This is a genomic window from Mesoterricola sp. JemC181, assembly GCF_055384585.1.
This window is the reverse complement of sequence record NZ_AP045076.1, coordinates 2311605-2336034: the sequence shown is the minus strand read 5'-3', so window position 1 is coordinate 2336034 and position 24430 is coordinate 2311605. Positions and strand designations below refer to the sequence as shown.

General features: G+C 69.4%; 16 protein-coding genes. 8 read left to right on the top strand and 8 right to left on the bottom strand.

Annotated features, from left to right (window positions below; translation table 11 throughout):
• Nucleotides 1-12 precede the first annotated feature (12 nt).
• A complete protein-coding gene (locus ACZ5MC_RS10225) occupies nucleotides 13-1458 on the bottom strand; it encodes a helix-turn-helix domain-containing protein (protein ID WP_306600236.1) in 1446 nt (481 codons plus the stop codon).
• Between the two features lie 143 nt (nucleotides 1459-1601).
• On the opposite strand from ACZ5MC_RS10225, the gene aceB reads away from it, so the two are divergent.
• Together aceB and aceA are read left to right on the top strand one after the other, a co-directional pair.
• A complete protein-coding gene (gene aceB / locus ACZ5MC_RS10220; RefSeq protein ID WP_464517678.1) occupies nucleotides 1602-3218 on the top strand; it encodes a malate synthase A in 1617 nt (538 codons plus the stop codon).
• Nucleotides 3215-4456: an isocitrate lyase gene (gene aceA / locus ACZ5MC_RS10215; protein ID WP_464517677.1), complete on the top strand. Its 1242-nt coding sequence runs from the start codon at nucleotides 3215-3217 to the stop codon at nucleotides 4454-4456. Before aceB ends, aceA begins: the two co-directional genes overlap by 4 nt.
• Nucleotides 4457-4508: 52 nt before the next feature.
• Here the strand turns inward: aceA and ACZ5MC_RS10210 are convergent, their stop codons facing one another.
• Nucleotides 4509-4769, bottom strand: a complete 261-nt coding sequence (locus ACZ5MC_RS10210; protein ID WP_306600233.1) for a hypothetical protein — start codon at nucleotides 4767-4769, stop codon at nucleotides 4509-4511.
• A 243-nt stretch (nucleotides 4770-5012) separates the two neighbouring features.
• Between ACZ5MC_RS10210 and ACZ5MC_RS10205 the strand changes: the two genes are divergently transcribed.
• Together ACZ5MC_RS10205 and ACZ5MC_RS10200 are read left to right on the top strand one after the other, a co-directional pair.
• Nucleotides 5013-9062, top strand: coding sequence for an SNF2-related protein (locus tag ACZ5MC_RS10205; protein WP_464517676.1), 4050 nt, complete (start codon nucleotides 5013-5015; stop codon nucleotides 9060-9062).
• A 22-nt stretch (nucleotides 9063-9084) separates the two neighbouring features.
• Nucleotides 9085-10320: a DUF4032 domain-containing protein gene (locus ACZ5MC_RS10200; protein WP_306600231.1), complete on the top strand. Its 1236-nt coding sequence runs from the start codon at nucleotides 9085-9087 to the stop codon at nucleotides 10318-10320.
• Here ACZ5MC_RS10200 and ACZ5MC_RS10195 read toward each other — a convergent pair.
• Entirely contained in the window at nucleotides 10317-11798 is a 1482-nt protein-coding gene (locus ACZ5MC_RS10195; protein WP_306600230.1) for an HAD-IG family 5'-nucleotidase, read from the bottom strand. The genes ACZ5MC_RS10200 and ACZ5MC_RS10195 overlap by 4 nt on opposite strands.
• A gap of 127 nt (nucleotides 11799-11925) precedes the next feature.
• Here ACZ5MC_RS10195 and ACZ5MC_RS10190 point away from each other — a divergent pair, with 127 nt between their 5' ends.
• Nucleotides 11926-13533 (top strand): alkaline phosphatase family protein, encoded by a 1608-nt coding sequence (locus ACZ5MC_RS10190; RefSeq protein ID WP_464517675.1) that lies wholly within the window; start codon nucleotides 11926-11928, stop codon nucleotides 13531-13533.
• Nucleotides 13534-13743: 210 nt separating this feature from the next.
• Nucleotides 13744-16632: a TonB-dependent receptor gene (locus tag ACZ5MC_RS10185; protein WP_464517674.1), complete on the top strand. Its 2889-nt coding sequence runs from the start codon at nucleotides 13744-13746 to the stop codon at nucleotides 16630-16632.
• Between the two features lie 202 nt (nucleotides 16633-16834).
• Here the strand turns inward: ACZ5MC_RS10185 and ACZ5MC_RS10180 are convergent, their stop codons facing one another.
• The 3 genes from ACZ5MC_RS10180 to menC all read right to left on the bottom strand — a co-directional run bounded on the left by ACZ5MC_RS10180 (nucleotide 16835) and on the right by menC (nucleotide 19763).
• Nucleotides 16835-17728: a bifunctional metallophosphatase/5'-nucleotidase gene (locus tag ACZ5MC_RS10180; protein ID WP_464517673.1), complete on the bottom strand. Its 894-nt coding sequence runs from the start codon at nucleotides 17726-17728 to the stop codon at nucleotides 16835-16837.
• Nucleotides 17729-17736: 8 nt separating this feature from the next.
• A complete protein-coding gene (locus tag ACZ5MC_RS10175; RefSeq protein WP_464517672.1) occupies nucleotides 17737-18525 on the bottom strand; it encodes a 5'-nucleotidase C-terminal domain-containing protein in 789 nt (262 codons plus the stop codon).
• A gap of 98 nt (nucleotides 18526-18623) precedes the next feature.
• Nucleotides 18624-19763 (bottom strand): o-succinylbenzoate synthase, encoded by a 1140-nt coding sequence (gene menC, locus ACZ5MC_RS10170; RefSeq protein WP_306600224.1) that lies wholly within the window; start codon nucleotides 19761-19763, stop codon nucleotides 18624-18626.
• Between the two features lie 77 nt (nucleotides 19764-19840).
• Here menC and ACZ5MC_RS10165 point away from each other — a divergent pair, with 77 nt between their 5' ends.
• Together ACZ5MC_RS10165 and ACZ5MC_RS10160 are read left to right on the top strand one after the other, a co-directional pair.
• Nucleotides 19841-20830 carry a hypothetical protein gene (locus ACZ5MC_RS10165; protein WP_306600223.1) on the top strand — a complete coding sequence of 330 codons (990 nt, stop codon included), beginning with the start codon at nucleotides 19841-19843 and terminating at the stop codon, nucleotides 20828-20830.
• 1 nt (nucleotide 20831) lies between these two features.
• Entirely contained in the window at nucleotides 20832-21929 is a 1098-nt protein-coding gene (locus tag ACZ5MC_RS10160; RefSeq protein ID WP_306600222.1) for a hypothetical protein, read from the top strand.
• Here the strand turns inward: ACZ5MC_RS10160 and ACZ5MC_RS10155 are convergent.
• Nucleotides 21907-22950 (bottom strand): GNAT family N-acetyltransferase, encoded by a 1044-nt coding sequence (locus ACZ5MC_RS10155; RefSeq protein ID WP_306600221.1) that lies wholly within the window; start codon nucleotides 22948-22950, stop codon nucleotides 21907-21909. The two genes, ACZ5MC_RS10160 and ACZ5MC_RS10155, sit on opposite strands and share 23 nt — an antisense overlap.
• 89 nt (nucleotides 22951-23039) lie before the next feature.
• Nucleotides 23040-24383: an MFS transporter gene (locus ACZ5MC_RS10150; protein WP_306600220.1), complete on the bottom strand. Its 1344-nt coding sequence runs from the start codon at nucleotides 24381-24383 to the stop codon at nucleotides 23040-23042.
• Between the last annotated feature and the right edge of the window lie 47 nt (nucleotides 24384-24430).

Genomic DNA, 24430 nt, shown 5'->3' with positions numbered 1-24430 from the left:
CCGGGTGCCTAGTCAGGATCCATCCCCCAGGTGGGCGAAGAAGCTGCTGCGCCTCACCCGCTCCTCCACCTGGATCCCCTGGTGCAGGGGCGGGAAGGCCCGCTGCTCGCAGTCGGCGCGGTCGCAGAGGCGGCAGGTGACCCCGATCGGCACGGGCGGCTGCTCGAGCATCAGCCCGTCCGAATACACCAGCTCGCGGGCGTGGGCGATCTCGCAGCCCAGGCCCAGGGCCTGCATGGCGTGCTGGCCGCGGTAGGTGCCGGTGTCCTTCTGGAGGGTGCGGGCGATGCAGAAGTACTTCACGCCGTCGGGCATCTCGCTGATCTGGGTGCGGATGAGGCCCGGGGTGAGGAACGACGCGTGGATGTTCCACCGGGGGCAGCACCCGGAGTACCGGGCGAAGCGGATGCCGGAGGCCGAGAAGCTCTTGGAGATGTTGCCGGCGATGTCGATGCGCAGGAAGTGGAAGGGAACGCCCTCCTCCCCGGGCCTGCGAAGGGTGGTGAGGCGGTGGCACACCTGCTCGAAGCTGGCCTCGAAGCGCCGGGAGAGCAGCTCGATGTCGTACCGCCCCGCGCGCACCGCCCGGAAGAAGGTCCCGTACGGCATGAGCACGGCCCCCGCGAAGTAGTTGGCCAGCGCCACCCGGGCCATGGCCCGCGTGGTCTCGTCCGTGACCAGGGGATCGTGGATGAGCTCGTCCAGGACCTCCCGGAGGGCCAGCAGGGCCCACTGGTGGGCCATCTGGAAGGCCCGGCTGCGCGGCGGCAGGAGCTCCGAGAGGCTGAGCACCCGGGTCTCCGGGTCGTAGCGGCGGAGGATGCCCGGGGCGTCCCCGGCGCGGTGGACCCGCACCTTCACGCCGTAGCCCTTGAAGACCTCGATCAGCCCGGTGTAGAGCAGGTCCTGGTCCAGGGAAGCCCGGCTCCAGAGGTCCTCCGCCGCCGCCTCCAGGGCCGGGAAGTAGTTCATGGACCGCTGGATGAAGTCGCCCGCCGCCTCCGAGGGCGGCAGGGTGGCGGGGGGCGCGTACCCCTGGCCGTCGCTCAGCTGGTCCGAGAGGGTGTCCATCTGCCGGCGCCCCTCCCGGTACGACTGGTAGAGGTAGAAGACGGCCCGGGCCAGGCCGGGGCAGCCCTGGGCCAGCTCGCGCACCTCCGAGGCCGGCAGGTCCAGGGTGTCGAACATGGGGTCCCCGAAGGCCTCCATGAGGTCCTCGGCCAGGCGCTGGTCCTCCTGGGGGGCGAAGCTCTTCAGGTCCACCTTGAAGGCGTGGGCCAGGTGGATGAGCAGGTTGGCCGTGAGGGGGCGCTTGTTGGCCTCGATGAGGTTCAGGTAGCTGGGGCTGATGGAGAGGCGCTCGGCCATCTGGACCTGGCTGAGGCCCTCCTGGCGGCGGAGGGCGCGCACCTTGGCCCCGAGCTTGGGGGCGGGCCTCTGGGCGGAGGTTTCGGGCATCGGGGTGGCCTTTACAAGATTTACAAATTCACGGACGGTCGCTTTGCCTTTTGTGACAAATCAACGGGTTGAATTTCAAAGAGATCTTGCGGTTCACCCAGATTAAGTCAATTTGTGACTGAGATCAATTCTCTGAGGTTCAAATGTCGACGAAGCTCCTTCCCGGAATGGCCTGGTCCACCTTCCCCTACCACGCGGACCCCACGATCCTCACCGACGGCGCCCTTGCCTTCCTCGAGGACCTCACCCGCTCCTTCCGCCCCGGCCTGGAGGTCCTGCTCCATAACCGCGAGGTCCGCCAGGCCCGCTTCGACGCCGGCGAGCTCCCCGGGTTCCTCCCGGAGACCCGGGAGATCCGGCAGTCCGATTGGTTGGTTGCTCCCCTGCCCCCCCTCCTCCTGGACCGCCGCGTGGAGATCACCGGCCCCCCCGACCGGAAGATGCTCATCAACGCCCTCAACAGCGGAGCGCGGGTCTACATGGCCGACTTCGAGGACAGCCTCGCGCCCACCCTGGAGAACCTGGTCGAGGGCCAGCGCAACCTCGGCGAGGCGGTGCGCGGCACGCTCCGCTACCTGGATCCGCCCACCGGCAGGGTCTACGCCCTGGAGGAGCACGTGGCCACCCTCATGGTGCGCCCCCGCGGCCTCCACCTCCCCGAGCGCCACCTGGAGGTGGACGGGGAACCCATCCCCGCGTGCCTCTTCGACGCCGGCCTCTTCCTCTACCACAACGCCGGCGAGATCCTCGCCCGGGGCGGCACCCCCTGCCTCTACCTTCCCAAGCTCGAGCACCACCTGGAAGCCCGCTGGTGGAACCAGGTACTAGGCGCCGTCGAGGCGGAGCTGGGCCTGCCCCGGGGTTCCGTGCGCACCACCCTGCTCATCGAGACCCTCCCGGCGGCCTTCCAGATGGAGGAGATCCTCTTCGAGCACCGGGGGCGCGCGGCGGGCCTGAACCTGGGCCGCTGGGACTACATCTTCTCCTTCATCAAGACCCGGCGCATGAGCCCGGCCGCCATCCTCCCGGACCGGGGCCTCGTGCACATGGAGCAGCCGTTCCTGCGCGCCTACGCCCGGCTCCTGGTGCGCACCTGCCACCGCCGGGGCTGCCTGGCCCTGGGCGGCATGAGCGCCTTCGTGCCCTGCCGGGGCGACGAGGAAGGCACGGCCCTGGCCTTCGCCCAGGTGCGCGCCGACAAGCTGCGGGAGGTCCGGGACGGCTGCGACGGCACCTGGGTGGCCCACCCCGCCCTGGTGCCTGTCGCCCAAGCCCCCTTCGACGAGCACCTGGCCGGCCCCAACCAGCTGGACCGCATCCCCGGTCCCGTGGAGGCGGCCGAACTCCTGGCCGTGCCCGAGGGCGCGCGCACCGAGAAGGCCCTCCGCCACAACCTGAAGGTCGGCATCCGCTACCTGGAGTCCTGGCTCCGGGGCCAGGGCTGCGTGGCCCTCTACGGCCTCATGGAGGACGCCGCGACGGCCGAGATCTGCCGCATGCAGGTGTGGCAGTGGATCCGCCACGGCGCCGAAGTCGAGCACCTGGGGCAGCTGGATCGCCCCCTCTTCCACGCCTTCGTGGAGGACGCCCTGTTCCAGATCCGGGCGGAGGTCGGCGAAGCGGACTTCGCCGAGGGCCGGTTCATGGAGGCCTCGGACCTCTTCGAGACCCTCATCCTCGCCCGCGTCCCGCCCCCCTTCCTCACCCTTCCCGCCTACGACCTGCTCCTGGAGCCGGTCCCCTCCGAGGTGTCCCGATGATCACGCCCTTCGAATCCCGCTGGACCGGAATCCTCCGCCCCTACGAACTCAGCCAGGTGGAGCGCCTCCGGGGCACCGTCAAGGTGGCCCACACCCTCGCCCACCGCGGCGCCACGCGGTTCTGGGAGCTCATGAAGCTCGAGCCGTTCGTCCCGGCCCTGGGCGCCCTCAGCGGCGGCCAGGCCGTGCAGATGGCCAAGGCCGGCCTCAAGGCCATCTACTGTTCCGGCTGGCAGGTGGCGGCGGACGCCAACCTCTCGGGCCAGACCTACCCCGACCAGAGCCTCTACCCCGCCAACTCCGTGCCCGCGCTGGTCAAGCGCATCAACGGCGCCCTCCAGCGGGCCGACCAGATCGAGCACGCCGAGGGCGGCACCACCCGGGACTGGATGCTGCCCATCGTGGCGGACGCGGAAGCCGGGTTCGGCGGCCCCCTCAACGCCTTCGAGCTCATGAAGTCCATGATCGAGGCCGGCGCCGCAGCGGTGCACTTCGAGGACCAGCTGAGCAGCGAGAAGAAGTGCGGCCACCTCGGGGGCAAGGTGCTTGTGCCCACGGGCCAGTTCATCCGCACCCTGGTCTCGGCCCGCCTCGCCGCGGACGTCCTGGACGTGCCCACGGTCCTCGTGGCGCGCACCGACGCGGACTCCGCGATGCTCATCACCACCGACATCGACGAGCGGGACCGCCCCTTCCTCACCGGCGAACGCACCCCCGAGGGCTTCTTCCGCCTCAAGGGCGGCCTGGAGTGCGCCATCGCCCGGGGCCTGGCCTACGCCCCCTACGCCGACATGCTCTGGATGGAGACCTCCAGGCCCGACCTCGCCCAGGCCGAAGCCTTCGCCAAGGCCATCCACGCCGCCCATCCCGGCAAGGTCCTGGCCTACAACTGCTCCCCGTCCTTCAACTGGAAGAAGAACCTCACGGACGCCCAGATATCGGACTTCCAGCAGGAGCTGGGCAGGCTGGGCTACCGCTTCCAGTTCATCACCCTGGCGGGCTTCCACGCCCTCAACCACACGATGTTCGAGCTGGCCGACGCCTACCGGGACGAGGGCATGACCGCCTACGCCCGGCTCCAGACCGCGGAATTCGCGTCCGAACCCCGGGGCTACACCGCCACCCGCCACCAGCGGGAGGTGGGCACGGGATACTTCGACGCGGTCTCCGAGACCCTCAGCTCCGGCCTGGCCTCGACCCTCGCCCTCACCGGCAGCACGGAGGCGCACCAGTTCTGACCGTCCCCGGCCCGCCACGGACCCGGCGCACCGCGCCGGGTCCGCCGCGTACCTACCTCCTCAGCACCGAGGCCAGCCAGAGCGCCATGGCCACGAAGGCCCCCGACAGGACCAGGATCCCGCCCCAGGTCAGCCTCCGCTCCGGACTGCGGGAAGGCTGGTGCGCCACGGCTCCGAACAGGAATCCCGACAGGAAATCCACCCCCACGGAGGCGGGGGGCCGGGCATCGTGGTCCTGGAGCTGGATCAGGACGAGCTCCTCGTGCGGGTCGCCGGGCTGCCTCAGGCGGTAGGGGCTCGCGGACTTCTTCATGGCTCATCCTACTCCCGAACGGCTCCAGGATGCTGACGGCCGGGGCTGCGGAGATCCGGGAATTCCGGCGGGGTCCCGATAAGATGGTGCTGGTGGAGGGATCGTGAAACCAGGGCTGTCCAGGGATCGGAACGGGACGGGGTCCCTGGAACGAACGGCCGATCGCGCCTGGGGCAGGGATCCGGGCCCCGGCTCCAGGGCCGCCTGCGCCCGGATCCGGTCCGGAAAATGACGGACGGCCCCATGAACCTCGCCGGCCTCCGCCAGCTTCCGGAGGAGGAGCAGGCGGTCCTCATGGGCCTGGCGGGCCTGGGCCTGCCTGCCACCAACAGCCACCTGGCCCAGGCCCTGGCCCGCGCGGGCGTGCATCCCCAGGCGCCGGCGTGGGCGGACAATCCCCGGAAGGTGCAGGACCTCCTGGAGCGCCTGAAGGCCAAGGGCCTGGTCGTGGACCGCCGGAACTTCTGGCACTGCGCGGAGCGCTGCCTGGAATCGGCGGCGCGCCTCGCCCAGGCCCGGGGCCTGCTGCGGCGCATCCTCCAGGCCGGGCTTCCCGCCGGGGGCGGCGGGGGCATGGTGCCCGACGGGGCCATGCGGAGCCGGGCGGAGCTGCGCCTGGAGTTCATGGAGGGCCGCACGGACCGCTGGCTGCCGCTGCGGGACCGCTTCGCCGAGCAGTTCGTCACCGCCACCGGCCACCGCGACCCCCTGGCCCTGGTGTGCGGCGGACCCTTCGAGGCGGAGTGGTTCGACGCCCTGGACCCCGCGGCCCAGGCCCACGGCTGCAACGCCCTCCTCCAGGACCACCTCCTCCACAACCTCCCCGACCCGGGCTTCCTGGCGTGGATGGAGGCCCGCACCCGCAAGCCCGCGCCCAGCTCCGCGGCCTTCCCCCTGATCCTCTACCTCATCCTCATGGGCCGCGCCGGGGACGCCCGGGCCTGGATGGACGCCCAGCCCGCCAAGGCGCGGGAGCACTTCTCCTGGACCAACCTGGAAGGCCTGGCCGCGCTGGCCGCGGGCAACCCCGCCCTGGCCGCCAGGCACTACGGGGCCTCCCTGGAGACCCTGCGCAAGGCAACCCGGAAGAAGGCCGCGGCCCTTCCCGGCCTCCACGAGCCCTTCCACATCCTGGCCCTGCTGGGCACCCGCGAGCCCGCGGCCCTGCGCAGGGTGGAGGAGCGCCTGGCCCTCCTGAACCGGGGCGAACTGGGCAGCCCCCTGCGGGACCTCCCGGTCATCCTCGCCCACCTGTACCGCCTCCTTTCCGGCGCCCGCCCCCAGCACGGCCTGGCCCAGCGCCTGCCCCGGGACCTCACCCCCCTGGGCCTGGTGCTCTCGGCCGTGGCGGCCCACCTGGGCGGCGAGACCCCGCCTCCCGACCTGCCCGAGCGGGCCCTGCGGGCCTGCGCCCCCCTGCCCTTCGGATGGTTCACGCGCGAGCTGCTCGAGCTGCAGCGGCGCCTGCGCGGCGAGGACGCCCGGCCCAGCCCCCTCCTGGACCTGGTGCCCCGGGAGGCCGCCTGGGAGCGGGCCCTGGACAGCCTGGAGCGCATGGGGGCCCCGGCCCCCGGGGCGCCCAGGACCGCGCGCCTGGCCTGGTTCGTGGCTCCCCACGAATTCGAGGAGGGCACCTTCGAAGTGCAGGCCCGGGAGCAGAAGCTGGACGCCAAGGGCGAGTGGAACCGGGGCCGCCCCGTGAGCCTGCGCAAGCTGCGGGAGAACCCCCGGGCCTACGACTACCTCACCGCCCAGGACCACCGGGCCATCTCATCCATCAAGGCCGACCGACACTTCGGCGCGGACTTCACCTACCACGTGGAAGGCAGCGAGGCCGTGGCCGCGCTGGTCGGCCACCCCAGCGTCTACTGGGACGGCCGGCCCATGGACCTGGTGGAGGGCAAGCCCGAGCTGCGGGTGCGCCGGAAGGGCGAGACCCTGGAGCTGCGCCTGGAGCCCGAGCCCGGCCCCGGCGGGGTCCTGGCCCGGGAGGAGGGACCGCGGCGCACCCGCATCTTCGTGTTCCAGGACCAGCACAAACGGCTGCGGGAGCTCCTGGGCGAGCGGCTCGTGGTGCCCGCCTCGGCCCGGGAGCGGCTCCTGAAGTCCCTGGCGGCGGTGGCGCCGCTGGTGGACATCCACTCCGACGTGGGCATGGGCGAGGAGGCCTCGGCCCGGGCCGGCCTCACGCGCCTCGAGGGCGGCACCCTCCCCACCCTGGTCCTGGTGCCCGCGGGCGACGGCCTTCGCGCCCAGGTGCGCGTCCATCCCGTGCCCGGAGGCCCCGGCCTTCCTCCGGGCGAAGGCGGCGCCAGCCTCGTGGTGGAACAGGGGGGACGCCGGCTCCTGGTGCACCGGGACCTGGAGGCCGAGGGGCGCGAGGCCGCGGGGCTGGTGGCGGCCCTGCCCACCCTGGGCGGCTCCGAGGACTGGAACTGGAGCCTTTCGGACCCGGAGGCCTGCCTGGAACTCCTCCTGGAGGCCGAGGCGGCCAAGGCCCGCTACCCGGTGGTGTGGCCCGAAGGCCGGCACCTCAAGCCCCCGCGCACCGTGGGCCTCGAGTCCATGCGCCTCAAGGCGGAGGCCGGGGGCGGCTGGCTCGACGTGCGGGGCGAGCTGCGCCTCGACGGCGCGAAGGTCCTGGACCTCAAGGCCGTCCTGGACCACCTGGAGACGAGCTCCAGCCGCTTCCTGCCCATGGCCGACGGCACGTTCCTGGCCCTTTCCCGCACCTTTCGCAGGCGGCTCCTCGACCTCAACGCCCTGGGCGAGCTCCACGGCCAGGTGCTCCGCCTCCACGCCGGGGCCGCGGCCCTGCTGGGGGACCTGGGGGAGGGCCTGGATTCGTTCGAGGGCGACCGCGCCTGGAAGGTCCGCATGGCCCGGGTGCGCGGAGCCATGGCCCTGGAACCGGCCCTGCCCGCCACCCTCGAGGCCGGCCTGCGCGGCTACCAGGAGGAGGGCTACCGCTGGCTGATGCGCCTGGCCCACGCGGGCCTGGGGGCCTGCCTCGCCGACGACATGGGCCTGGGCAAGACCCTCCAGGCCCTCGCCCTGCTCCTGGCCCGGGGAGGAGGCGGCCCCGCCCTGGTGGTGGCGCCCACCAGCGTCTGCGCCAACTGGGAGCACGAGGCCGCCCGGTTCGCCCCGGCCCTGCGGGTCCGCAACCTCGCCGACGGGGACCGGGAGGCCCTCCTGGCCCAGGCCGGGCCCATGGACCTGATCGTGGCCAGCTACGGGCTCCTGCACCTGGAATCCGAGCGCCTGGCCAAGGTCGCCTGGTCCACCGTGGTCCTGGACGAGGCCCAGGCCATCAAGAACGCCTTCACCAAGCGCAGCCAGGCCGCCATGGCGCTGCAGGCCGGGTTCCGCCTCGTCCTCAGCGGCACGCCCGTGGAGAACCACCTGGGCGAGCTGTGGAACATCCTGCGCTTCCTCAACCCCGGCCTCCTGGGCTCCTTCGAGGTCTTCCAGCGCCGCTTCCAGCTCCCCATCGAACGCCAGGGCGACCCCGAGGCCCTCCAGCGCCTCAAGCGGCTCGTGGGCCCCTTCCTCCTGCGGCGCACCAAGGCCCAGGTGCTGGAGGAACTCCCCCCGCGCACCGAGATCACCCTCGAGGTCGAGCCCAGCGCCGGGGAGGAGGCCCTCCTGGAGGCCATCCGCCAGCGGAGCCTGGAGGAGCTCAGCGAGGGCGGCCAGCCCATCCAGGTGCTGGCGGCCATCATGCGCCTGCGCCGGGCCTGCTGCCATCCCGACCTGGTCCAGCCCGGCCTGGGCCTGGCCTCCTCCAAGCTGGAGGCCTTCCTGGAGCTCGTGGCCCACCTGCGGGAGAACCGGCACCGGGCCCTGGTCTTCAGCCAGTTCACCGATCACCTGGACCTCCTGGCCAGGGCCCTGGACGCGCAGGGCGTCCCCCACCTCCACCTGGACGGGAGCACCCCGCCCCGCGCCCGCGCCAAGGCCGTGGCCGCCTTCCAGCGGGGCGAAGGCGACGTGTTCCTCATCAGCCTCAAGGCCGGCGGCACCGGCCTGAACCTCACGGGCGCCGACTACGTCATCCACATGGACCCCTGGTGGAACCCCGCCGTGGAGGACCAGGCCTCGGACCGCGCCCACCGCATCGGCCAGACCCGGCCCGTGACCATCTACCGCCTCGTCCTGCGCGGCAGCATCGAGCAGCGCATCGTGGACCTCCACGCCCGCAAGCGCCAGCTGGCCGACGACCTTCTGGAAGGCGCGTCCACCCCGGCGAGGCTGGACGCGGCGGCCCTGATGGAGCTCCTGAGGGGCTAGACTGGAACCCAAAGGACCTCCCGTGACCGAAGCCCCCGGCCTCCTATCCATCCTCGTGCGCCCCGGGCACCCGGATTTCCTGGACCTGCCCTGGGAGGTGGAACTGGCGGCCTGGCCCGGCGCCACGGAACGCTCCATCGAGCTGCAGCGGGGACTCTCCCGCCACGAAGTGCAGTTCGTGAGCTACGGCGGCACGCGGGTCTACGCCATCAAGGAGCTGCCCGAGAGGCTCGCGGAGAGGGAATACGGCGCCCTCCTGGAGATGCAGGCGCGGAGCCTGCCGTCGGTGGAGCCCGTGGGGCACGCGCTGTCGGTCCGGCCCGACGGGGTGCGGGTGAGCCTGCTGCTCACGCGGTACCTCGACGCCAGCCACCCCTACCGCGTTCTCTTCCTGAACCCGGGCCTGGAGCGGTACCGCGAGCGGCTGCTGGATGCCATGGCGGGGCTCCTGGTGCGCCTCCACCTCGCCGGGGCCTACTGGGGGGACTGCTCCCTCTCCAACGTCCTCTTCCGGCGGGACGCGGGCGAGCTGGGCGCCTACCTGGTGGACGCCGAGACCTCGGAGCTCCACGAGACCCTCTCGGACGGCCAGCGCCGCCAGGACCTCATGATCATGGAGGACAACGTCGGCGGCGACCTCCTGGACATCTCCATGGTCACCAGCCTCCCCGACGCCCTGCGCCCCGAGGACTTCGGCGCCAACATCAGGCGGCGCTACGACAGCCTCTGGACCGAGGTCAACCGCGAGGTGATCGTGGGCGTGGGCGAGCGCTGGCGCATCCAGGAGCGGGTGCGGGCGCTGAACGCCCTGGGCTTCTCCATCCAGGAGATCAAGCTCATCGCCACCGGGGACCGGGACAAGCTCGTCATGCGCACCGTCGTCACCGACCGGGACTACCACCGCCACCGCCTGCACGACCTCACGGGACTGGTGGCCCAGGAGGCCCAGGCCGAGCTCATGCTCAACGAGATCGAGGAACTCAAGGCCCGGCTTTCGCTGGCAGGCAGGAAGGACCTCCCCACCTCCGTGGCCGCGTTCCGGTGGCTCACGGACTCCTGGGAACCCGCCCTGCGGCGCCTGGGCCCCCTGGTCAGGACGGAGGCCGACGCCTCCGAGCTCTACTGCCAGGTACTCGAGCACAAGTGGTTCCTGTCCGAGGCGGCCAGGGCCGACGTGGGCCTCGACGCGGCCCTGGACGACTACCTGGCCCGGTTCCATCCCCCGAAGAGCAGGAAGGCTAAAACCAAGGCAAGCTAATCCCCGCTCCCCTCCGAAGGCGGCAGGGTCGAGGTGCCGCCCGGGCTGGTCGGATCGTGGGGCAGGCTGCCCCGGGGGGAGCGCAGGTACACGAACGGCGTCGCGTACAGGAAATTGGAGACCCGGCTCGTGTACACGTCGGCGTACCGCTCCACCTGCCGCGCCAGGTGGCTCTTGTCGTTGCCGGCGCGGGTGAGGAGGCCCCAGCGGCTGTTGGTGAGCTCCGTGGCGGCCCGCGCCAGGGGGGCGATCTCCAGGTCCAGGGGCATGAGGCGGGTGCGGAGCTCCTGCAGGCGGGCCTCCAGCTCGGCCTGGGTGGCGGCGTTCCGGGGGCCGTAGCCGGCCTTGAGGCGCTGGAGCTCCAGGCGGGCCTGGGAGAACTGGCCCTCCAGGCGCTCCTTCTCCTCCATCTTGGCGGCGATGGTGCGCTCGGCTCCGGCGAAGGACTCCAGGGCCTCCACCTCGGCCTCCAGCTCGCGCAGGATCAGGGCGGTGCGCCAGCGGAACTCGCTCTTGCTCATGTGCACGTCCCCGAACATGTGGTCGCCCACGTAGAGGATCTCGTCGCCGCTCATGCCCAGGTCCCTCTCCACCTGGGCGGCCGATCCCCCCATGTACGCCACGCCGGGCTGAAGGGGCCCCATCATGGGCCGCAGCATGCCGTCCTCGGTGACCACCTGGAAGAAGGGGGCCCGGGAGGTGAAGAACTCCGGCTTGCGGGCCCCCACGATCACCAGGTCGAAGAGGTCGCGCCAGGTCATGTCCCCGGGCAGGAACCGGTCGAAGGAGAAGGACATCATGGCCGAGGAGAAGTTCCAGTCCGAGTTGGTGATGAGCAGGAGCTTCTTGCCGGCGTTGCGCTGGTCCAGGAGGGTCAGGGCGGTCTCCGGATCCAGGACCACGCAGGCCTCGGGCGCCGCGATGATCTCGGCCTTGAGGCGGCCCTCCATGTGCTGGGCGTCCACGACGTCGCGCACCCGCACGTAGAGCTCCCGGTAGCCCATCACCTCGGGCAGCTTGCGCTCGTCGAGGAGGTCCACCATCTGGGCGTAGAGGCACCCTTCGGACAGCGAGAAGAGGGTGTTGAGAAATACCCAGCGCGGCTCGGACAGGTCCACCTGGGTGCCCGCGTAGGCCTCGCGCTGCTCGCCGAAGGTCAGGGGCCGGGTGCCGTGCTGGGCCCGGCGCACCAGGCCGAAGCGGTTGGCCTTGACGATGTTGCCCAGCTGGGTGTCGATGACCAGCCCCCGGGCCACCATGCCCTGGTCGAAGACCAGTGACCGCACCGGCCAGCCCTGCTCCAGGAACCGCTCGCGGGCGAACTCGAACACCTGGCGCTCGAAGATGTCCACCCGGTAGTTCACCAGGGTGTAGTCCATGTCGTAGCCGATGGCGTGCAGGGAACGGAAGTTCAAGGTACGGTTGCAGAAGACGCCCCGGCTGCGGGGGGGAGTCACGTGGGGATCGGCATCGCTCATGCCCCAGGATAGCGTCCCCGGGGCCTTTGCGCCGTGTCACAGGGAATTCACTCGCCTTGGGATGTTCAATTCCCCCATCATCGGTCCATACCCTTTGCTTCAAGCAGCGGATTGAGCCGGAGATTGCATGCGCTTTGCCCCCATCCTCGTCCCCTTCCTGGCGGCGGCCCTTTACGGCGCCCCCCGCCCGGGACTGGTGGTCGTCATTTCCGTCGACCAGTTCTCCGCCGAACTCATGGCCCGCTGGGGCAGGGACCTCCCCGGCGGCCTGGGCAGGCTCCACCGCGAGGGCGCCGCCTTCCTGGAGGCCTACCAGGACCACGGCTACACCGAGACCGGCCCGGGCCATTCCGTCATCCTCACCGGGCGCCACCCCATGCACACCGGGATCACGGAGAACTATTGGCGCGACCCGGCCCTGGGCCGCCTCACCTACTGCGTCGAGGACCTCGCGAGCCCCCTGGTGGACGCCGCGGGCACCCCGGTGGGGCCCGCCAAGCTCATGGGCGGTACCCTCGGCGAGTGGCTCACCGCCCAGGTGCCGGGAAGCCGCTCCTTCGCGGTCACCGGCAAGGACCGGTCCGCCATCCTCATGGCCGGCCACCGCGCCCAGGGCGTGTACTGGTTCAACGGGGCCGGGGGCTTCACCACCTCGAAAGCCTACGCCGCCACCCTCCCGGGCTGGCTGAAGGCCTACAACACCCGGTTCCTGACCCACCTGGCCGACGACAGCCTCTTCTGGGCGCCCCTGGACGGGCGGGGCCTGCCGGCTGCGGCCGCCTACACCGTCCGGGGCCAGACCGTCACCATGGGCCTGCCGCGCGCCGTGCATGCCGTGGGCATGCCCCTGGACGCGGACTTCTGGGGCCGGTTCCGGGCCACGCCCTTCTTCGACGAGGCCATCCTCGGCGCCGCCGAGGCCCTGGATGAGGCCGAGCACCTGGGCCGGGGCCCCGGCACCGACCTGCTGGCCCTGGGGCTTTCGGCCACCGACTACGTCGGCCACCAGTTCGGCAACGGCGGCCCCGAGATGCTGGACAACCTGCGGCGCCTGGACAGGAACCTGGGGGCCTACCTGGACCGCCTGGCGGCGAAGAATCCGGGCCTTTGGGTCGTCCTCACCGCCGACCACGGGGCGGCGGACTTCCCGGAGCGGCTCCAGGCCCAGGGCATCCCCGCCCGGAGGGTGCAGCCCGGTCCCTGGACCCGGGCCCTCAACGCCGAACTCCGCAAGCGCCTGGCGGTCTCCCGCGACTGCTTCCTGCCCGCAGACGGTCCCATGCTCTACCTGGATCCGGCCATCGTGGACCCTGCCGAGCGCAAACGCATCCTGGAGGCCGCGGTCGCGCTGGCCAAGGCCGCTCCCGAGGTGGCCGACGCCTTCACCGCCGAGGAGCTGGCCGCCGTGGTCCCGGACCCCCTGGAACCGCCGGCGCTCCGCAGCTACAGGACGAAATTGCGCCTCAGTTTCGTCCAGGGCCGTTCCGGCGATCTCCTGCTGGCGTACAAGCCCTTCTATTACAAAGAGGATCCCAAGGACCTGGCCACCCATGGCCATGCCCAGGACACGGATCGCCGGGTTCCCCTCGTCTTCTGGGGCCCCTGGAAGAGCGGACCGCGCACCGACCCGGCCCGCATCGTCGACCTGGCCCCAACCCTGGCCCGGGAGCTGGGAATCCGGCCGGCCGATCCCGTCGACGGGCAAGCCCTGGTCCTGCAGGTCCGGCAGGAGTAGAACCCTCCCGGGCCGGACGTATTAATTTTCATACCCGGGCCCATGCAGGGGAACCATCCGCCCGGATATTTGAACAAACCCATTTCGACGAAGGCAGTTCGCCCCGAATGACCGGAGTCACTTGTGCGGGATATAACACAAAAGTTCCATCACATTTGGCAACCCACCAGATACGATGATCTTTAATCAACTTCAATCATGGAGCCACGCATGAATTCCGCAGGTCTTCGCTTTTCCCGCCTGATCCCCCTGATCATCTGTGGCGCCCCCCTCCTGGCCCAGGGCGTCTCCACCCAGCTTGCCGGCCGCATCACCTCCAAGGGCGGCGCCGCCCTCGCGGGCGCCACCGTCAACATCCGCAACCAGGAGACGGGCCTGGTCCGCGTTGCCGTCACGGACGCCAATGGCCGCTACTTCGCCGGCACCCTGCCTGTGGGCGCCTACGCGGTCACGGTCAGCATGAAGGGCTACCAGACCGCCTCCAACCTCAAGATCAACCTGAACCTGGGTGACGCCGCCCCCCTCAACGTGACGATGGCCGCCGAGGCCGCCAGCATCGTCGAGGTGGTCGCCAGCGTCGCCGCCGTGGATTCCGACCGGGCCAGCGCGGCCGCCTTCGTGAGCCCCGAGGATCTGGTCAACCTGCCCATGTTCAACCGGAGCTTCACCAGCCTGGCGACCCTGACGCCCCAGGTGGTGGTCGACTCCCAGCGCGGCAACCTCGCCATCGCCGGCCAGCGCGGCGTCAACACGTCGATCAACATCGACGGCGGCGACAACAACGAGCCCTTCTTCGGCGGCGCCGTGGGCGCGGCCGAGGGCAAGACCCCCTTCACCGTCTCGGTGGAAGCCATTCGTGAATACCAGGTGATCACCGACGGCGCCAGCGCCGAATTCGGCCGCATGGGCGGCGGTTACGTCAACGCCATCACCAAGAACGGCACCAACGACTTCACCGGCAGCCTGTTCTACTACCAGCGCCCCCAGAGCATGGTCGCCAAGCAGCCCAACCTCAACGGCAAGCCCGACAGCAACAAGGTCGGCGACTTCAAGCAACAGCAGTTCGGCTTCTCCTCGGGCGGCCCCATCATCAAGGACAAGCTGTTCTATTTCGTGGCCTATGACGGCCAGCGCATGACCAGCCCCATCAACATGACCTGGGGCGGCTCCACGCCGCTGGTCCTGGATCCCGCCAAGGCCGGCGACGCCGTCCTGATCGCCAAGAGCGGTTCCTACAACAGCAAGGCCGACTCCGACGCCCTGTTCGTGCGCTTCGACTACAACATCAACACCGACAACGTCCTGCAGCTGCGCGTGAACCACACCTCCTTCAAGGGCGATGTGGGCTCCAGCATCACCGCCGCCCAGGAGAACATGGCCACCGACAACGTGACCACCGATTCCTATGTGCTGCAGTGGAACATGGTCATCAACGCCAACTGGCTCAACGAAGTGCGCGTCAACTACGTCAAGGACGACATGCCGCGCGCGCCCTACTCCACCATTCCCGAAGTGAGCATCACCAACGGCGGCTACTACGGCGCGTACCCCTTCGACCGCACCTACAACACCAAGCGCACGCAGTTCACCGAGAACATCAGCTACAACACCCCGGCCTTCCAGATCAAGGGCGGCTTCGACTACAACGCCATCGACGTCTCCGAATTCTTCGCGGGCAACTGGCGCGGCGTCTACTACTTCGATTCGCAGGCCAAGTTCAACGCCGGCCAGTGGACGACCTATCGCCAGAACTTCGGCCTGAACGGCAGCGTCCAGGACGCCGGCCTCTTCTCCACCACCACCAAGCAGATGGCCGCCTACGTCCAGTCCGAGTGGCGCGTGACCGACGCCCTCAAGGTGGGTCTGGGCCTGCGCTGGGACCGCCAGCAGAACCCCGACTACCCGATCGTGGACATGAGCAACCCCGCGGCCAAGCCCATGCCCGTCACCGCCAAGATCCCCAACGACAGCCAGTTCTCCCCCCGCGCCTCCTTCACCTACACCCCCGCCTTCGACGGCGGCAAGACGGTCGTTCGCGGCTCCCTGGGCCGTTATGTGAGCACCACCCCCGCGGTCTTCCTCTACCAGGTGTTCGCGGCCAACGGCCGGCGCACCGGCTCGGTGGACTTCAAGGCGGCTGACGCCACCACCTTCGGCATCCCCTACGGCGCCAACTTCAACCCCGCCAACCCCTACTGGATCCCCACCTTCCCCAGCGGCGCGGCTTCCAAGATCCCCGCCTTCAGCATCTGGACGTTCAGCCCCGACTTCAAGAACCCCTACACCGACCGCGCCAACGTGGGCGTCGAGCGTTCCTTCAACAGCCTGATCGCCGGCGTGTCCGCCACCTATGCCAAGGGCAACCAGCTGGAGCGCACCACCGACCTCAACATCGGCACGCCCTCCGTCAACCAGTACGGCCGCACCGTCTACACCGCCCGCCCGAACTCGTCCTACCAGACCATGGGCATGTATAAGTCCGACGGCACCAGCCTCTACCACGCCTACACCCTCAGCCTGAAGTACCACAAGGAAGGCTCGGACTTCGACGCCTCCGTGTTCTACACCTACGCCATCAACAAGGACTTCGACTCCAACGAGCGCAACTACTCGGGCGTCAGCATCCAGGAAGTCAACGCGCCCGGCAAGGACTGGGGCTACGCGGACACCGACCGCCGCTCGGTCCTCACCGGCTTCGTCAGCTACCACGAGAGCCGGTTCAGCGGCATCATGGCCTCCCTGGCCATCCGCTACCTGAGCGGCTTCCCCTACTCCCTGACCTACTCCAAGGACATGAACGGGGACGGCCAGACCACCAACGACCGCTACTACGCCGGCGGTCTGGACTCCGGCCGCAACACCCGGCGTTCCTGCTCCAACACCACCTTCGACCTGGCCCTCCGCCGCGAGTTCGCCATCGTCAAGAAGGTCAAGCTCACCCTGTCCGCCGACGTGTTCAACCTCCTGAACCGTCACGACACCTACGTCAGGACCTCCGTCGTCGGCTCCGGCACGGACGCGGCCCCTGCCCTGCAGACCGGCAACAGCGTCGTGGGCTCCGCCCGCCAGGCCCAGCTGGGTGTGCGCCTGGCCTTCTAGCCAGACCCGCATGCGAACGAGGCGGCCTTCGGGCCGCCTCGTTTTTGTGTCTTGATTCATTTCCTTCCTCGGCGAACCTCGGCCACCTCGGCGATGCATTCTGTTCCAGGACAGGCCGGCGCGATGATCCATTGCGCCGAAGGCTTCAAGAACCGAATTGCTTCGCCGAGGCGGCCGAGGGGCCGGGGTTCGCCGAGGAAACCTAGGCCAGGACCGGCACCGCCATGCCCGAGGACGCCACCTTCACGCCGTTGCGCACCGCGAAGTCCATGCGCCCCAGGTTCACGCCGGCAAAGCCCACCTGGAAGATCTCCGTCTCGCCCACCTTCACCGGGGCGTCCAGGAACGTGTGGCTGTGGCCGCCGATGATGACGTCGATGCCGGGGACCAGCCTGGCCAGGTGCAGGTCATCCATGGCGTAGCCGTGGAGGTCGTAGCCCAGGTGGCTGAGCACCACCACCAGGTCCACCTTCTCCACTTCGCGCAGGTGCCTGACCACGGGCTTGAGGGACTCCACGGGGTCCCGCCAGTCGACGCCCAGGTGGTTCTTGGGCGAGACGAGGCCCTTGAAGTCGACGCACAGGCCGGTGAGGCCGACCTTGACCCCCGGGAACTCGCGCACCTGGTGGGGACGCAGGCGCGCCGCCAGGGCGGGGGCGCCCTTGGCGTCGAGGTTGCAGTTCAGGAAGGGAAACTTCGCTTCGGACATGGCCGCCACCAGGGCGTCCACGCCGTTGTCGAAGTCGTGGTTGCCCAGGGTGCCCGCGTCGTAGCCGCACATGCTCATGAGGCGGTAGTCAAGGAAACCCTTGTACTCGTTGAAGTAGGGGGTGCCCTGGAAGACGTCTCCGGCGTCGAGCACCAGGACGTTGGGGGTGGTTGCGCGGATCTGTTTGATCAGGGTGGCGCGGCGGGCGATGCCCCCGCGGCCGGTGAGGTTGCCGCTGCCGGGTCCGAAGGGCTCGATGCGGGAGTGGGTGTCGTTGGTGTGCAGAAGGGTGATCCGGCCCGCGCCCGGGGCGTCCTGGCCCAGCAGGGGCAGGCGGGAGGCGGCGGTCGCGGCCCCGAGGGCCTGGAGGAAGGTGCGGCGTTCCATGGCGGATCCTAGAACTTGAAGGTCGAGGCCTTGAGGGCCGCGGCGATTTCGGGGGAGTAGATGTAGCGGGCGCCTTCCTCGGGCTGGATGGGCTTGTGCTCCCTGCCCAGGCGCTCGCACACGTCGATGACCAGCTGGCGCACCGGCTGGCCCGTGAGCTGGACGTTCCGCCCGATCTTCAGGGTGGGCGTGCCGTCCCCGTTGGCCAGGAGGTAGTCCGTGGTGGCGACCATGACGGTGGCGGCAGGATCGATGGCGGTGCCGTCGCTCCAGGTGATGGAGACGACCGGATGCCCGGGAGTGCCGGTCACCGAGGCCCGGGCGCCCGAGAAGGGCTCGCCGCCGCGGCGCTGGATGCCTTCCTTGATGATCTGGATGACCTCGGCGCCGGTGTACTCGGCGATCACCAGCTCGTTGTCGAAGGGCAGCACCTCGTAGATGTCCTGGACCTTCACGTCGCCGGGGTTGATGTTGCGCCGGAGCCCGCCGGTGTTGGTGAAGGCGAACCGGACTTCGGCCTTGGCCACCTTGGTGGCGCCTTCGCGCATGACATCGGCCAGGAAGAAGCCCAGGGGGTTGTCCCCGACGGTCCTGGCCTTGCCGATGCCGTTGGGGGAGGTCCCCAGCACGCGGCCGAAGCTGGCGTGGATCTTGTCGGCGAGGGGGGCGAGGACCTTGGCCACCTCCGGGTCGTCGGCCACCGCCGGCCCCACCGCGGTCGCCGAAGCCAGGTCCATGCGGGGCGCGGGGGTCTGCGCCACCAGGGCGAGGCCCAGGGCCCAGGTTCCTAGAATCATGGGGAGCTTTCTCACGGCGGTCCTCTCGGTTCGAAATGGGTCGTTGGCCTACCCGACAGTATGCCAGGGAGGGGCATCAAACCAATAGGTATGAACGGTTAGCGGATCCGCTCCCGGTGCAGGGTGTAGCGGTCCAGCCGGGCCGGGTCCAGGGTCACGCCCGTGCCGGGGCCCGGGGGGATGGCGATGAATCCACCGGGTCCCAGGACCACCGGCGGGTCCGCGATGTCCTCCCGGAAGTAGCGCCGGGTCTCCGAGGTGTCCCCGGGAATGGAGAAGTTGTCCACCGTCTGCAGATGGATATTCACGGCCCGGCCCAGGCCCGTCTCGTCCATGCCGCCGGACCACACGGGGACGCCCCGCTCCTCGCAGTGCCTGGCGATGCGGATGGACTCCAGGAGCCCGCCCACCCTGCCCTGCTTGATGTTGATGACCCGGCAGGCCCCCAGGCCCAGGGCGGCGGCGGCGTCGTCCAGGCTGTGGATGGACTCGTCCAGGCAGAGCGCCGTCTTCAACCGGGGCTGCAGGAGGGAGTGCTGGTAGATGTCGTGGTAGCCCAGGGGCTGCTCGATCATGGTGAGGTTGAAATCGTCCAGGCGCTTGAGGTGCGCGGCGTCGTCCAGGGTGTAGTCGCCGTTGGCGTCGGCCATGAGGGCCACGTCCGGGAACCGCTCCCGCACCGCCGCCACCCACTCCACGTCCTTGCCTCGCATGATCTTCATCTTCACCCGGTGGTAGCCCTGGGCCACGGCCTCCTCCACCTTGGCCAGCAGGGCCCCGGTGCTCTCCTGGATTCCGATGCTGATGCCCGAGGGGATGGGCCTGGCCCCGTACCCGAGCAGCTCGTGGAGGGGGATGCCCTTCCGCCGGGCGAAGAGGTCCAGGAGGGCGTTCTCCACCGTGGCCTTGGCCATGGGGTTGCCCCGCACCTTCCGGAAGCGGGCCAGGACCTCGCCCAGGGTGCGTCCGGGTTCCAGTTCCTTCAGCATGAAATCCCGGATGAGGTGCCGGGCGGTGGTGGTGGTCTCCCCGTCGTAGTAGGGGTCGGGGTCCGCCACGCACTCCCCCCAGCCCACGCAGCCGCCCTGCTCGAGGCGCAGGAGGAGGGCCTCCTTCACGGCCCAGGAGGCCACGCTGGTGCCGAAGGGCTCCACGAAGGGGACGCTCACCACCAGGAAGTCGATGCGATCGAGGGTTCCCAGGACCTCGCTCTCGGGCGAATGAAAATTTTTGCTCATGATGCCTCGCTAGGTTTCACATCTGGCCGGTTGTGGGATGATTGATTCTATACCGCAACATCATGAGGAACCTACGAATGCAAGCCAAGCCCCTGGACACCCTGCTCCTCTTCAGCCTCCCCGCCTCCGGCAAGTCCGAAATGCGCCGCTACCTGGCCAGCCTCACCCCCGACCAGTGCCGGGACGACTTCGGCATGGGCCCCACGTCTCAGCTCGACGACTATCCGTACGTCCACCTCATGCACCGCATCGACGACGAGCTCCAGGCCCGGGGCTGCGGCTACAGGTTCTACTTCGGCCCCACCCGCCCCTTCCAGGAGGAGTGGACCTGGGCCGCCCTCATCGAGCTGCTCAACGAGGACTACGCCAACCTGCGCAAGGGAGCCCACACCGAGGCCCACAGCGCCGCCCAGCTCCTCTTCGACCGCATGGACGAGGCCCGGGTCCGCGCCGGCATGCTGCCGGCCCTGGACGAGCTGCCGCACCGCGTCCGCAAGTCCGTGGCCGAGGCCCTGGAGGCCGAGTGCCGCGCCGAGCTGGACGTCCTGAACCGCCAGAACGCCCTCGGCATCGAAGGCCGCACCATCGTCATCGAGGCCGCCCGCGGCGGCGCCAACGGCTCGGCCTTCCCCCTCACCCCGCCCCACGGCTACGCGGCGGCCTTCCAGCACCTGTCCACGGACATCCTGGACCGCGCCAGCCTCATGTACATCTGGGTGGAGCCCGCCCAGAGCCGCCACAAGAACATCGAGCGCGGCAAGCCCGACGGCCAGGGCAGCATCCTGAACCACAGCGTCCCCATGGAAGTGATGCTGGGCCAGTACGGCTGCGACGACATGGCGTACCTGCTCGAGCAGAGCGACCGCCCCGGCACCATCCGGGTGGACCGCCTCGTGGCCGAGGGGAACCGCTACAGCACCCGCACCTGGCACATCCCCGCCTCCCGCTTCGACAACCGGCAGGACCTGACCACCTTCGTGCGCGAGCCCCGGGAGACCTGGAAGCCCGCGGACGTTGCGGCCATCCATTCCGGCCTCAAGGAGACGTTCCGGAACTTCGGCCGCTAGCATGTTCAAATCAGCGGAAGGCAGTACCGAACGGCTCCTGCAGCTGTGCACGGGCTATTTCCTCCTGTACGTCGTCACCGGCCTGGTGGTGAAGGCATTCACCGGGGCGCCGCAGACGCCCATGGGCACCCCGCCCATGAACGACATCGCGTTCCTCGCCTACAACACCCTGGGCGCCAACCTCACGTGCCTGATCCCCGCGGTCCTGCTGGGGTGGTGGCGCATGAAGTCCATCCGGCCCGCCCGGATCTGCGGCGTGGAGGTCCCCTCGGAGATCTTCTACATCATCCCCAGCGGCATCTGCACGGCCATCGTCATCCCCACGACGACGCTCATGTACACCCTGCCCATCTCCGTTATGGTCGCCATGGTGATCATGCGGGCCTCGGTCATCGTCATCGGGCGGGTGGTGGACGGCCTCCAGATCGCCCAGGGGATCCTCCAGAAGCGCATCTACTGGGAGGAGAACGCCGCGGTGGTCTTCGCGGTGCTGGCGGCGTGCATCGAGCTGTTCGGGCCCCACACCGGGGGCTTCGCCTTCCTGCGCAACCAGGCCGCGGTGGTGATCTTCACCAGCTACATAACCTCGTACGCCATCCGCATCTACATCATGAACTACTACAAGAACACCCGCCCCAAGGGCGCTCCCCTGGACAACAAGGCCTTCTTCGCGGTGGAGCAGATCGCGGCCTCGGTGGCCATGGTCTGCATCGCCCTGGCGGTGTTCTTCTCGCCGCGGCTCGTTCCCGCCTGGGGCGGCGTGCGGCAGATCGCGGCCTTCGTGGGCGCCATCCGGACCCCCAGCCCGGGCTGGTTCTGGGCCTCCTTCTCCGGCCTGGCCTTCGGCCTCGTGGCGTTCTTCTCGGTGTTCATCTTCATGTTCAAGGGGCGCACCGCCACGTTCACGGGCCTGATCAACCGGCTCACCTCGCTGGTGGCGGGCACCACGGCCACCCTCCTGGGGCACTGGCTCTTCGCGAGCCGCCTGCCCAGCCTCCAGAACTGGGTGTCGCTGGGCTTCGTGCTGGTGGCCGTGTTCTTCCTCTCCCGCGCCGAACGGCGAAGGGCGCTGGAACTCAAGCTGGCCCGGGAGATCTGACCACCGGGATGGTGTAGCAGTGGTTGATGTGCTGGACGCCCCCGTAGTCGAACTTGTACCGCTCGTTGCCCCGGGACAGGTCGAAGACGGGGGTGTCGGTGGTCTCGATGAGGTGCTTGAGCGTGCCGTTGATCAGCAGCCCGCCCGGGCTGTACTTCCCGAACGCCCCCTCCATGGCCAGGAAGGGCAGCGTGATCGATCCGTCCCCCGCCCGGAAGCCGGCGCAGAACCCGGCGACGGACCGGTCGATGTAGAGGATCGCGTAGAAGGTGTTCGGCAGCCGGCTCAGGGCCAGGATGGTCGGGTTGAACCACCTCCGCATGAAGTAGGGGAAGTACTTCCGCGCCTTGAAGTTGACTCCCTTTTCCGTCATGCGTCGCCAGTAGATGTCGAACAGACGCAATTGCGTGGAGAAAGGCATGGGCTGGTCGAGGAAGGTCCTCACCTCCCAGGTGCGGCCGTCGGCCTCCAGATGCCGGACCGAGGCCCGAAGCTTCTGCCGGTACCCTTTGCTGAGACGGCCCAGGTAGGCCTCGTAACCTCCGCCCAGGGGGATGTGGGCGCAGGGCAGCGCCTTCCGGTCATATTCCTCCGGCGTCCAGGCCGCCTCGATCAGGCGGTCCATGCGGCTTCCGGCCCGGACCCGGCTGAAAATGAACTCCGTGGGGCGGCCGTCCGCGATGGCCTCGAGGGCGAAGCGCAGGTCTCCGGGCTTGACGCCGTCGCTGGTGAGCCCCTCCAGGTAGCCCGCCTGGGAGAACTCGCCCCAGAGGAAGGCCTTGCCCGCCATGGCGGCCCGGCCTATGTGGAGGGGCAGAAGCAGCACGGTGCGGTCCGCGTCGTCCCGCACCTCGTAGATGACATTGCGGTAGAGATGCCGGGTGGAGAGATGGAAGAACTTCCCCACGACGCGGCAGTAGTCGAAGGCCTGGAACGGCGTGTAGTCCCGGCCATCGCCGTACATGGACGTCCACAGGCCTTCGACGTCACGCAGGTCCTTGTGCAGTATGAGCCGTGGCATGCGACACTTTCGGGGACGTACGGGGGTGGGGACGGACGCGAGGGTGCTGGGCCCACGATACCATCCGGCCAGCTAGCGGCCAATCACCCTCAATGGCCCGCCCCCGCGGGCCTGGCCTTCCAGATGGTCGTCATGATGGCCGCCCCCACCAGGCTGAAGGGGATGAGGCAGAGGGCCCATACCCAGGCGTGGGCGGGCACGTGGCCCGCGGTCCCCACCCCGTCCCAGCCGTAGGCCTTCAGGACCCAGCCCAGGCCGAAGCCGGTGAGGCCCGAGCCGATGTACTGGATGCCGTCCAGCGCCCCGGCCACGGTGGCCGCGGCCTTGCGGCCGCCGAAGTCCATGGAGGCCGTGCCGCTGAGCATCCCGTGCACGCCGAAGATGAACATGGCGGTGAGGCCCAGCAGGGTGATGGCCCACACCTGGCCGCCGTGGGTGCCCCGTCCCAGGGCCGCGCCCAGCAGGCAGATCATGACCACCTGCGCCAGGTAGAAGATGAAGGCGACGGGCGGCCGCCGGCTCTGGAAGAGCCGGTCGCTCATCCAACCGCAAAGCAGGCCGCCGAAGATCCCGCCCAGCATGAAGGCCACACCGGTGGCGCCGAACAGGGCCGCCCGCTTGGAGAGGTGGTAGACCTCCTCCAGATACTCCGTGAAGTAGAGCATGATCCCCTGGCGCACGAACCCCGTGCAGAACTCCGCGAAGATCAGGGCGATGATCACCGGGTTGCCGATGACCTTGGCCAGCAGCTCCTTGAGAGGCAGCGGCTTGTCTTCGGCCAGATGCGCGTTGCTGCCGTCGCCGGTGTCGAAGTCCTTGAGCCCGGCGTGGCTGGGCCGGTTGCGAACGAGCAGGTAGTCCACGAGCACCATGACGGCCATGGCCACCACCGGCGCGAACCAGATGATGGTCCAGCTCTTGAAGCTGGCCAGGAGCCAGGCGCCGACCGAGGTGGCCAGGAAGTACCCCGAGCTGATCATGACGCCGAAGATCCCCCCGAAGATCCCCCGCTCCCGCACATGGAACCAGGTGCTGTTCACCTTGACCACGCTCAGGGCCCCGAAGCTTTGGAAATACATGTTGAGGCTCCAGAGGAGGCTCATGGACACCAGCAGCTTCGTGGTGAAACCGTTAAGGAACAGGAGTCCCACCAGGAGGTTGGTCGAGGCGGCCCCCAGGGCCCCCACGAGGATCGCCCGGCGGCCGCCGATACGGTCCGCCAGGGGCCCGTTGATGGCCACCGCCAGGCCGTAGGTCCAGAAGCCCGCCGTGGCGATGATCCCCATCTCCCACTTGTCCAGGTGGTACCAGGCTCCGATATCGCTCTTGACGATATTGAAGTTGTAGCGGCCCATGTACATGGTCGCGTAGGTGAGGCCAAGGGGGAACCAGTTCAGGAAACGCCTGAACCGGAAGGGTTTCGTATGTTGCATGCCATGCTCCGACCCCTCCAGCTTAGACGATGCAGGTATCGGGAATG

Coding starts and splice junctions, on each gene's coding strand:
- ACZ5MC_RS10225 (WP_306600236.1), bottom strand. CDS start 1,458: ATGCCCGAAACCTCCGCCCAGAGGCCCGCCCCCAAGCTCGGGGCCAAG.
- aceB (WP_464517678.1), top strand. CDS start 1,602: ATGTCGACGAAGCTCCTTCCCGGAATGGCCTGGTCCACCTTCCCCTAC.
- aceA (WP_464517677.1), top strand. CDS start 3,215: ATGATCACGCCCTTCGAATCCCGCTGGACCGGAATCCTCCGCCCCTAC.
- ACZ5MC_RS10210 (WP_306600233.1), bottom strand. CDS start 4,769: ATGAAGAAGTCCGCGAGCCCCTACCGCCTGAGGCAGCCCGGCGACCCG.
- ACZ5MC_RS10205 (WP_464517676.1), top strand. CDS start 5,013: ATGAACCTCGCCGGCCTCCGCCAGCTTCCGGAGGAGGAGCAGGCGGTC.
- ACZ5MC_RS10195 (WP_306600230.1), bottom strand. CDS start 11,798: ATGAGCGATGCCGATCCCCACGTGACTCCCCCCCGCAGCCGGGGCGTC.
- ACZ5MC_RS10190 (WP_464517675.1), top strand. CDS start 11,926: ATGCGCTTTGCCCCCATCCTCGTCCCCTTCCTGGCGGCGGCCCTTTAC.
- ACZ5MC_RS10185 (WP_464517674.1), top strand. CDS start 13,744: ATGAATTCCGCAGGTCTTCGCTTTTCCCGCCTGATCCCCCTGATCATC.
- ACZ5MC_RS10180 (WP_464517673.1), bottom strand. CDS start 17,728: ATGGAACGCCGCACCTTCCTCCAGGCCCTCGGGGCCGCGACCGCCGCC.
- ACZ5MC_RS10175 (WP_464517672.1), bottom strand. CDS start 18,525: ATGATTCTAGGAACCTGGGCCCTGGGCCTCGCCCTGGTGGCGCAGACC.
- menC (WP_306600224.1), bottom strand. CDS start 19,763: ATGAGCAAAAATTTTCATTCGCCCGAGAGCGAGGTCCTGGGAACCCTC.
- ACZ5MC_RS10165 (WP_306600223.1), top strand. CDS start 19,841: ATGCAAGCCAAGCCCCTGGACACCCTGCTCCTCTTCAGCCTCCCCGCC.
- ACZ5MC_RS10160 (WP_306600222.1), top strand. CDS start 20,832: ATGTTCAAATCAGCGGAAGGCAGTACCGAACGGCTCCTGCAGCTGTGC.
- ACZ5MC_RS10155 (WP_306600221.1), bottom strand. CDS start 22,950: ATGCCACGGCTCATACTGCACAAGGACCTGCGTGACGTCGAAGGCCTG.
- ACZ5MC_RS10150 (WP_306600220.1), bottom strand. CDS start 24,383: ATGCAACATACGAAACCCTTCCGGTTCAGGCGTTTCCTGAACTGGTTC.